Genomic DNA, 9,491 nt, shown 5'->3' with positions numbered 1-9,491 from the left:
GATGGTGCGCTGCTGTTAACGGTGTCGCTGGTGGTGTCGGATTACGCGGCTGCGCCGCTAATCCGACCTACCCGACCTGCCCGACCTACCCGACCAGTGCGACCTGTCCGACCTGCCCGATCTACGTTCTATCTTTATTGAGATCATCGTCGCTGAGCGATGAGCGCGAGCCGCTCTGGCTGCTGGTGCCGGCGCGGCTGCCGCTCATGGAGCTGCCGGACAGGCTGCCTTCGCTGCCCGATTGCAGGCTGGCGCCACCGCGCAGGTCGCTGCCCGATGGCATGCGGCTGCCGGCCATGGCGCCGCTGCTGTAGCGCGTGCCGCTGCCATAGAACGCTTCCATCTGCTGGTTCCAGGCATCGCTGCCCATGTCGGGCCAGTTGTTCTTGTCGAAGCCGGGAGCATTTTTCAGCAGGTCTTTATCCACGTTGAGCAGGAAGCGCTTGTTGACGGTGTCCAGGGTCAGGCGTTCCCAGGGCACGGCAAACAATTTGTCGCCCATGCCCAGGATACCGCCGAACGACAGCACGGCATAGGCGATCTGGCCGGTGCGCATGTCGAGCATGATTTCCTTGATGTCACCCAGCTCCTCGTCGTTGTGATTGTAGACTTCGTCCCCGATCAGGGTGTCGGCCCCCATCAGGGCTGGCCCCGGGCCGTCGTGGTTGCGGTACATGCCCAGGATGTCGCGGTCCAGATAGCTCATGGTGTTCTCTCCTCTGGTGAAATGCTGATCGAACATGCAGATTAAGCTTACGCACCTGTTCGCGTTTGATCTGCCTCAATGGTGCCTGGGGCACTTTTATTCGTGCGCAAACGTACGGTGCCGTGGCTCAATTGCGGTACTCTATGCATTCTACGGAGGAGGCCGCGCATGCTGACGATGCAACGATGCAGAGGGATGAACTTGCGGTACGCTCCACCACGACATGCGCGCCGCGCGCCATGGTAAAGCCCGCCACCAAATGGCTGCGTGGGCTATTGCGCGCCGGTAAGGCGCAGCAGCGCACGGCGACCAAGCTGGCCAAGGTGCTGTTCGGCCCCGTGCCGGCCAAGCCCAGGGCCAAACCCCGCAGCAAGCCCGTGGTCAAGACCGTGGTCAAGACCGTGGTCAACACCAAGGCCAAGACCAGGCCGACGCCGCGCGCCAGGCCCGCCAGCGACGCCGTGCCCTCGCTGGCGCCGTTTGCCACGCCCCTGTCGCCACCGCGCGTGCGCAAGCGAACGGCGCCCCCGCCGGGCAAGTGGTTGGCCGCCCACTACGCGCCGTTGGCGGAACTGGGGCAGTTGCCCGGACGGCGCCTGCCTTATTTTTTGTACCTGCCCGAAAAAGCGCCGAGCGCCGCCCTGCGCAGCCGTGGCCGGCCGCTGCTGGTGATGCTGCACGGCTGCGAGCAGAGCGCCACGCAGTTTGCCGACGGCACGCGCATGAACCGCCTGGCCGAGCGCAAGGGCTATGCCGTGCTGTATCCGCAGCAATCGCTGCGCGCGCATGCGCGCCGCTGCTGGAAGTGGTACGACAAGCTGACGCAGGAGGGCGGCGGCGATGTGCGCCTGATCGTCGGCGCCATCGAGCAGGTGGCGGCCCGCTATGCGATCGACCGCGCGCGCATCTATATCTGCGGCATTTCCGCCGGCGCCGGCATGGCGCATATCGTGGCCCTGAATCACCCGCATCTGTTCGCCGCGCTGGGCCTGCATTCGGGCCCTGTGTTTGGCGCCGGCCATAACCTGATCGGCGCGCTGGGCGTGATGCAGCATGGTGCTGCTGCCCGCGCCGATGCGGCCATCGATGAAGTGCTGGCGCGCCAGCCCGCGTTCCCCCGCCTGCCCACCATCCTGCTGCAAGGGCTGTCCGACAAGGTGGTGCGTCCCATTAACCAGACGCAGCTGGTACGCCAGAGCGTGCGTGTGAACCGCATGCCCGCCGACACGCTGGTAACGGCGCAGCGTCTGCCCGGCGGCGCTGCGGGCGGGCGCAATCCGGCCCATGCCTATGCGCTGCACGATTATCAGGTGGGCAAGCAGGTGCTGCTGCGCGTGGCGCAGATCGAGCACCTCGAGCACGCGTGGAGCGGCGGCGACGCCAGCCTGCCGTTCAACGACAAGGCCAAGCCCGACGCCAGCAAGATGCTGCTCGATTTCTTCGCCGGCCACCGCCGCCGGTAAGCGGCTCCCCGCGCACCCACTGGTACGCATCGTTTTTCCCTTCCCGGCATGCCCGCGCCAGCGCGCCGGCATGCTGGCGCGCCCTTTTCAGGGCAGGCGCCATTCCCGCAATGCCATGGAATTATCGTAAGTGGTATTGCTGCGGTATTTAAAAAACACAAAAATCAGCGTTAAAAATACTAATTGGTATACAATTGGTACACGTTTTCAGTGTGAGATGTGTCCGCCGTCCCATGCCCTGACGGCTGGCATGCACTGACGGCAGCCACCCACGTTACGGAACGCGCCATGTCCATCAAGTCCAAGCAGTTGCTGTGGTTTTTTGCGTTTTTTCTCGTCTTCGAACTGAACATCTATCTGTCGAACGACATGATCATGCCGGCGATGCTGGGCATCGTCGACGAGTTCCAGGCGGAGAAAAAGTTTGTCCCCCTGTCCCTGAGCCTGTATTTGCTGGGCGGCAGTTCCCTGCAGATTTTCCTGGGGCCATTGGCCGACTGCATCGGCAAGCGCAAGCTGGTGTTGACCGGCAATGCCTTGTTCCTGCTGGCCACCTTGGCCGTGCCATTGACCGCCTCGATCGAGCAATTTCTCGCCGTGCGCTTCATCCAGGGCATGGGCTGCTGCTTCATCTTCGTCGGCTATGCCATGATCCATGAACTGTTCGACGACATGGCCGCCGTCAAGCTCAGCAGTATTCTGTCGAGCACCACCATCCTTGCGCCCCTGGCCGGTCCCATCCTCGGCAGCGCCATCATCAGCCGGCTGGACTGGCGCTATGTGTTTTTCCTCTCCGGCCTGTTGGCGCTGCTGTCTCTGCTGGGCCTGTTCAAGACCATGCCGCGCGCGGCGCCGACGGTCACGCGCCTGGACCTTGCCGCCATCGTGCGCAGCTATGGCGCCATTTTCAGCAACGGGCGCTTCATGTTCGGCATGTTCACGGCCGGCCTGGCCACCGTGCCCCTGACGGCCTGGATCGGCTTTTCGCCCATCTTCGTGCTGCAGGAAATGGGCGCGTCCTACGCCACCTATATCGCGCTGCAATGCGTGATTCTGTCGGGCTTTGTCCTCAGCAGCATCGCCATCCAGCGCCTGCGCCAGGATTTTCCCCTCGTCCATCTGCTGCGCATGGGCGGGCTGATCGCGGCCGCCGGCATGCTGGGCGCCGGCGCGGGCCGCCATCACGTCGATGTGTTTGCGGCCTGCATGTTTGTCTATTCCATCGGCTTTGGCCTGTTCAACGGCGCCTTGCTCCGCAGCGCGATCACGGCCAGCAAGGAGTCGATGACATTGACGACGGCCGCCATGAGCTTGCTGTACTGCATTTATCTGTCCGCCTGGCTGCAGCTGTACAACGTGCTGTGCCAGCGCTTCGGCTATGCGCTCGAGACGTATGCGCTGCTGAATATTCCCGTCATCGTGGTCATCGCCGCCTGCCTGCTGTTGTTTACGCGGGGCATGGCGGAGCGCCGGGAAAGCGAGGTGCGGCTGGCCCGGCACTGATGGCGCAGCGCATGTTCTCGACCTTGTTTTACCCCCTGCGACGTTTATTGACACTCTCCTGCGGAAAATGGTGCGCCCATGAAAATAGATGACCTGGCCTCAAAACACGATCAAGCAAAGATTTTCAACCTGGAATACGAGTTCCGCATCAACCGGCTGAAGCTCGATTACATCACTCTGGCCGATGTGCGGCCCCCTGGCATTGATCTGGAACAACTGGCCGCGGAACACCAGGCGGGCATCGCCGCCCTGCGCAGCTTCGTCGGTCTGAACTTTAACCATTTCAATGCGGCAAGCTGTTCCTCGCTCAGCTGCATCCCCACGCGCGCCCTCGGTGACGACGAGCGCTACCTGCACCGCATCTGGATGGGCGGGCCGTTGCCGGCCATCGCATTTGACGCGATCGGGCAGTGGGGCGCGGCGCTGGAAGAAGTACGGCACAACGGCGGCGCGCCGTATGTCTCCATCCTGTGGGTGTGGGAGGCGCAGCAGCTGCGCAATGACGAACGCTTCAGCCCCACGGGCGGCGCCGGGCGTTACACGATAGGCCGCTACGCCATCGGCGGCACGACCCTGCACATCAACTCGCTGCGCGCGCTGGCGCTCGATTTCGCACCGGCCCGCTTCGACATCCTCGACACCCTGCATACGCAGCGCTACTTCGCCACCCTGTCCGATTATTTCCGCATCCTCATCATGTGCGAATACGGCGGCATGTACATGGACGTCGATACGATCCCGCACAATCCGGCGACGATTTTCCTGATGAAGCCGGAAGTGCCCGACTATTTCCAGCGCAAGAGTGATGACAGCGAAGAGCGCCGGCATGTCAGCTGGATGAATCTGTTTCTCGATGAAACGGGCATGCTGATCGCCAAGAAAAACGACGCCGCGTTGCGCGTGATCCAGCGTAATGTGAACCTCGCCTATGCGGGCATCGATGCGCAGATTCCCCGTTCCTGTCCGCAATTCGAGGCGCAGCTGTTCGGCCAGTTCTATGCGGAATGGAAGAAAAATCTGGGCGTGACCCTGCTCAGCCATGCCGAGTTCTACCAGCGCTATTGCGTGCTGTATGACGGCGTGCGCGAAGCGGTGGCGGGCGGCATCCGCGGCATGCGCTTGCTGGACGATATCATTACCGGCATGCACATCCCCTTGAGCGACGAAGAGCGGCGCGCGTATGCGCGCTGCGTGGCGCGGCTCGACGAGATCGACTGGCAACTCGATGATCCTTTGCGCCTGCCCGACATCGTCGACGTGTTCGACATCGAGGAAGTGCCGCGCATGGCGTATGCGGCCCAGCTGCGGGCGGACATCGATCACTTCCACTATTACTCGGTGCTCTCAAGCGATCCGCAGCTCGATCGCGTAAATGACGTCTTTTGCCGCTACCTGCTGGCCCACCGTTCTCAGCATATTGCCGCCGGCAATTTCTGGCGCCCCACCGTCGGCCGCCACGGCAGCCGCATGCTGGCCGTCAGCGAGGCCGCCCCGCCAGGTGACGAGGCGCAGGCGGGCTTGCTGTCGCATGCGCCGCTCAAGCTGGTGGCAGGTGAACTGCTGGGCGACGAGGCGAAGAACCGCATGGCCAAACTGCTGTTTGCCACCAGCTATCTGGAATACTGCTCGTTCGGCAATAAACTCAATCTGCAGTTCGTCGAATTGCAGCGGCGGCAAAACATCGATCCGTATCTGGCGCACATCCACGGCCTGCATGACGAGGACGAGCGCTTCATCGGCTTTTTCACGGCCGCGACGATGGACGAGTTCCAGGCTTGCGGCGCCGTGTCATATTACCGCGATGACATGAAGGCGCTCGACGATGCGTATGACGCCTTCGTGCTGGCGCATGCGCGCGCCGACGACTGTTTCGTCAGCAGCCTGGCCATCGACGAGAAATACCGGGGCCAGGGTTTATTCAGGCAGATGTTCCATGAGATCCGCGACCTGGCCAGCCGCAAGGGCTGCGCGCGCATCACCCTGACGGTGTGGGAAAAGAGCGAAGCGCTGCAAGTGTATCTGCACAAGGGTTTTCGCAGCGTGGGCACGTTCGACTATGCCTACAGCCTGTTCTATGACCGGCTGCATTTCCTCGTGTATGAGGGAAACTGAGGGGAAACTGAGGGAGAGCAGGGGCGGCCGGCAGCCGCCCCGCGAGGGTGCTTACAAGGCCAGGAAGGCCAGGCCCGCCACGGCCGTCGGCAGCAGGGCGCCGGCCAGCAGGCCGACGGCGCCGATCGATTCATCCTTGAAGCCGCGGCGCAGCAGGGCCACGCCGGCCGGGTTCGGCGCATTGGCGATGACGGTCAGGCCGCCGCCGGCCACGGCGCCGGCCATCAGCATGTATTTCGCTTCGTCCGTCATGCCGACGATCAGCGAACCGAGGTAGGTGAGGGCTGCATTGTCGGTAATTGCCGTCAAGCCCAGGGCGCCGAAGAACAGGGCCAGCGGCTTCAGACTCGAGACGATCGGTTGCAGCCACCATTGCTGCATGCCGCCCAGTACCACCAGGCCGCCGAGGAAGAAGCCGACCAATAAGCCTTCCTTCAGGATCAGCGGGCTTTGATAGCGTTCATACGCCTGCACGAAGCCGAGGAAGAACAGGAACAGGCCGATGAACAGCACGGGATGATGCGCCAGGGTCACGACGCCGGCCAGCACGATCATGTGCACGAGGCTGACGGCCAGCGGTACTTTCGGCGCTTCCACTTCGCCGGCTTTCGGCTTGATGTCGGAGGTATTGCTGTGCAGATATTTGCGCAGCAAAATGCTCACGCCCGTGGCGTTGACCAGCACGGCGATGGCGGCTTTCCAGCCGAAATGGGTGGCCATGAAGGCGCTGTCCCAGTTCCACGTGGTGGCCACCATCAGCACGGGTGGTGCCGCATACGAGGTGAGGGTGCCGCCGATGGAAACGTTGACGAACAGCACGCCCAAGGCGCCGTATTTCAGCCATTCAGGAATGCCCGGACGGAAGATTTGCGGCGCCAGCATCAGCGCGGCCAGGGTCATGGCGGCCGGTTCCGTGATCAGGGAGCCCGTCAGGGGCACGAGCGCCAGGCCCAGCCAGACGAGGGCCAGTTCCGTGCGCAGCGGCATCACGCGCGCCACGCCTTTCAACAGGCGCTGCACGGCGTCGAGCACGGGGCGCGAGGCGGCCACGACCATGACGACAAAGACGAACAGCGGTTCCGTGTAATGGCGCGACTCGGCATACTCGATGGCCGCATCGCTGCCCGAGACAAAGGCCATGATGATGATCAGGATGAAGGCCCAGAAGCCGAACACGACTTCCACTTCGCCCAGCAGATGCAGCAAGCCCGCATGGCGGGGGTGGCGCCGCGATAATGTTTCAAACGATTTGGCGGCGAAGGTGTGGATGAGCGCAAGGCCGAAGACGATGGCGCTGATGAGTTGGATGGTGGTCAAATGCGTTTCCTTATGGACGGAGGAAGCCGCCCGGTGCATTGCCGAGCGGTAAGGAGAGTGCTTATGGTACAGCAATCGATGCCAGAAACGGGGTTTTTCGGACATGGCGGAGCGGCCTGCGGGCAGGCGCTGCGCAGATAAGCCTTGCCAAAAGCGGGTCCGGATAGTACTGTATATGCATACAGTATTCATCTTGATATTCAATTATGCAACATTCCCAATTGATGGCGTCGCCGGAAGCCTTGCACCCGTCCCTGTGGCGTGCGTCGCAGCTGGGCCAGGGCGCCGCGCGCTGCCTGGATACGGGCTTTGCCGCCCTGTCGGCGCAGCTGCCCGGCGGCGGCTGGCCCAGCGGCAGCCTCATCGATCTGCTGGTGCAGCAGCCGGGCAGCGGCGAATTGCGGCTGCTGGCGCCCGCGCTGGCGCAGCTGCCGGGCTTGCCCATCGTGCTGCTGCAGCCGCCCCATCCGCCGCAGGCGCTGGCCCTGGCCGCGCAGGGGCTGGCGCCGTCGCAATTGCTGTGGCTCAAAAGCACCGGCAGCAAGGATGCCCTGTGGGCGGCCGAGAACATCTTGCGCAGCGGCACGTGCGGCGCCCTGCTGTTCTGGCAATCGCACGTGCGCGCCGACAGCCTGCGCCGGCTGCACCTGGCGGCGCAGTCGGGCAACACCCTGTTCTGCATGCTGCGCCCCTTGCACGGCGCGCAGGATGCGTCGCCCGCGCCGCTGCGCCTGTCCGTGCGTCCGGCCGCCGGCGGCATTGAAATCGGCTTCATCAAGCGCCGGGGACCGCAGCGCGACGCGCCGTTGTTCCTGCCCCTGCAACCTCCTTCTTTACTGCTGCGCCATGCGACTCTGGATCGGCCTGTGCCTGCCCCGGCTCCCGCTCGAAGTGTTTTGCCCGCGCTGGTCGGCTGACAGCCTCGGCGTGGTGCTGGAGCAGGAGCAAGTGATGGCCGTGTCGCCGCTGGCCTTGGCGGCCGGCATCCGGCCGGGCATGCGCCGCGCGGGCGCGCTGATGCTGGCACCGCAGGCGCGTTTGCACGAGCGCTCGCCCGAGCTGGAAGCGCAGGCCCTGCAGGCGGTGGCGCTGGCGCTGCTGCAATATTCGCCGCTGGTGGCGCAGGGCGAGGAAGCGACCCTGCTCGTCGACGCGGGCGCCAGCCTGCGCCTGTTCGGCGGCGTGCGCGCCCTGTGCCGGCACATCGCGGCCAGCTTGCGCGCGCTCGGCTACACGGCCCAGCTGTCGTGCGCCCCCACGGCACGCGGTGCCTGGCTGCTGGCGCGCGCCGGTACGCGCCGGGGCCGGACCTTGAGCATGGCCAGCTTGGTGCGCCGCCTCGATGGCCTGCCGTGCGCCTTGCTGCCGCCCGCGCGCCCCTGGCTCGACTGGTTCGAGGGCATCGGCTGCCGCACCCTGGGGCAGTTGCGCCACTTGCCCCGGCCCGGCTTGCAGCGCCGCTGCGGCGGGGCCTTGCTGGACATGCTCGACGACGCGCATGGCCACAGCACGGAACTGTTCGTCTGGCTCGAGGCGCCGCCCACGTTCCGCGCCAGCCTGGAACTGTTCGACCGCGTGGAGCACGCCGACGCGCTGCTGTTCGGCGCGCGCCGCCTGCTGCAGCAAATGACGGGCTGGCTGTGCGCGCGGCAATTTGCCGTCGAGCGCATACAGCTGCTGCTGGCGCACGAGCGGGGCAGGGTGGCGCGCCCGCCCACCGTCATCGATCTGGCGCTGGGCGAAGCCGTCTGGCGCGACGAGCACTTGGTGCGTTTGCTCAAGGAACGCCTGGCGCAGCTGGCGCTGGAGGCGCCCGTGATCGGCTTGAGCCTGGAAGCGCTGCAGGTGCAAGCGATGGCGCCGCCCAGCGAGAGCCTGTTCCCCGAGCCGGGCGGCACGCCGCAGGAGCGTCAGCGCCTGCTGGAATTGCTGGTGGCGCGCTTGGGCACAGACAATGTCTTGCAGGCCGCACCGCGCGCCGATTACCGCCCCGAGGCGGCCAACCAGTGGCTGCCGCTGCCGGCCAGGGGCAGTGGCAAGAACGCGCCACCCGACTTGCCGCCCGGCTTGTCCGGCATGCCCCGTCCCGGCTGGCTGCTGGCCCAGCCCATTGCCCTGTTGATGCGCGAGCACCGGCCCTTCTATGGCTCGCCCTTGAAAATGGTGTCCGTTGCCGAGCGCATCGAAGCGGGCTGGTGGGGCCAGTCGCAGGCGCGCGATTATTTCATTGCGGAAGGCCTCGACCACGCCCACTACTGGGTCTACCGCGAACGCATCGCCGGCAGCGGAGAAGACGCCGCGCCGCGCTGGTTTTTGCATGGCTTGTTTGGATGAAAGGGCTGTCCTGCTGAAACGGCCATGCTTGGCTATACTTGCTTTCTTGCGTCGCG

At 64.7% G+C, this 9,491-nt stretch carries 7 protein-coding genes; 5 read left to right on the top strand and 2 right to left on the bottom strand.

Translation table 11 applies throughout. The features are described from left to right. Window positions 1-121: 121 nt before the first annotated feature. The gene (locus AC1RBA_RS09540) at window positions 122-706 is read right to left on the bottom strand and encodes a PRC-barrel domain-containing protein (RefSeq protein WP_070221465.1); all 585 of its coding nucleotides are present in this window, start codon (window positions 704-706) and stop codon (window positions 122-124) included. 239 nt (window positions 707-945) lie between these two features. Between AC1RBA_RS09540 and AC1RBA_RS09535 the strand changes: the two genes are divergently transcribed. The 3 genes from AC1RBA_RS09535 (at window position 946) to AC1RBA_RS09525 (ending at window position 5,784) form a co-directional block, all read left to right on the top strand. Then, complete coding sequence (locus AC1RBA_RS09535) at window positions 946-2,169, top strand: extracellular catalytic domain type 1 short-chain-length polyhydroxyalkanoate depolymerase (protein WP_492417877.1); 1,224 nt, start codon at window positions 946-948, stop codon at window positions 2,167-2,169. A gap of 288 nt (window positions 2,170-2,457) precedes the next feature. After that, entirely contained in the window at window positions 2,458-3,672 is a 1,215-nt protein-coding gene (locus tag AC1RBA_RS09530; protein WP_492417875.1) for an MFS transporter, read from the top strand. A gap of 78 nt (window positions 3,673-3,750) precedes the next feature. Then, window positions 3,751-5,784, top strand: coding sequence for a GNAT family N-acetyltransferase (locus AC1RBA_RS09525; protein WP_492417873.1), 2,034 nt, complete (start codon window positions 3,751-3,753; stop codon window positions 5,782-5,784). A 51-nt stretch (window positions 5,785-5,835) separates the two neighbouring features. Here AC1RBA_RS09525 and AC1RBA_RS09520 read toward each other — a convergent pair whose 3' ends face one another. After that, window positions 5,836-7,101, bottom strand: a complete 1,266-nt coding sequence (locus tag AC1RBA_RS09520; protein WP_070221461.1) for a putative Na+/H+ antiporter — start codon at window positions 7,099-7,101, stop codon at window positions 5,836-5,838. Between the two features lie 206 nt (window positions 7,102-7,307). On the opposite strand from AC1RBA_RS09520, the gene imuA reads away from it, so the two are divergent. Further along, window positions 7,308-8,018: a translesion DNA synthesis-associated protein ImuA gene (imuA, locus tag AC1RBA_RS09515; RefSeq protein WP_492417871.1), complete on the top strand. Its 711-nt coding sequence runs from the start codon at window positions 7,308-7,310 to the stop codon at window positions 8,016-8,018. Then, on the top strand, window positions 7,948-9,435 hold the full coding sequence (locus AC1RBA_RS09510; RefSeq protein WP_492417869.1) for a Y-family DNA polymerase: 1,488 nt from the start codon (window positions 7,948-7,950) through the stop codon (window positions 9,433-9,435). Before imuA ends, AC1RBA_RS09510 begins: the two co-directional genes overlap by 71 nt. Window positions 9,436-9,491 lie beyond the last annotated feature (56 nt).

It is taken from the genome of Janthinobacterium sp. GW823-FHT03B06 (assembly GCF_058796955.1).
This window is presented reverse-complemented; position numbering and strand designations above follow the sequence as displayed.

What these genes read in the sequence shown, in the direction of transcription:
- imuA (WP_492417871.1), top strand. Translation starts at nt 7,308, where the DNA reads ATGCAACATTCCCAATTGATGGCGTCGCCGGAAGCCTTGCACCCGTCC.
- AC1RBA_RS09540 (WP_070221465.1), bottom strand. Translation starts at nt 706, where the DNA reads ATGAGCTATCTGGACCGCGACATCCTGGGCATGTACCGCAACCACGAC.
- AC1RBA_RS09510 (WP_492417869.1), top strand. Translation starts at nt 7,948, where the DNA reads ATGCGACTCTGGATCGGCCTGTGCCTGCCCCGGCTCCCGCTCGAAGTG.
- AC1RBA_RS09535 (WP_492417877.1), top strand. Translation starts at nt 946, where the DNA reads ATGGTAAAGCCCGCCACCAAATGGCTGCGTGGGCTATTGCGCGCCGGT.
- AC1RBA_RS09525 (WP_492417873.1), top strand. Translation starts at nt 3,751, where the DNA reads ATGAAAATAGATGACCTGGCCTCAAAACACGATCAAGCAAAGATTTTC.
- AC1RBA_RS09530 (WP_492417875.1), top strand. Translation starts at nt 2,458, where the DNA reads ATGTCCATCAAGTCCAAGCAGTTGCTGTGGTTTTTTGCGTTTTTTCTC.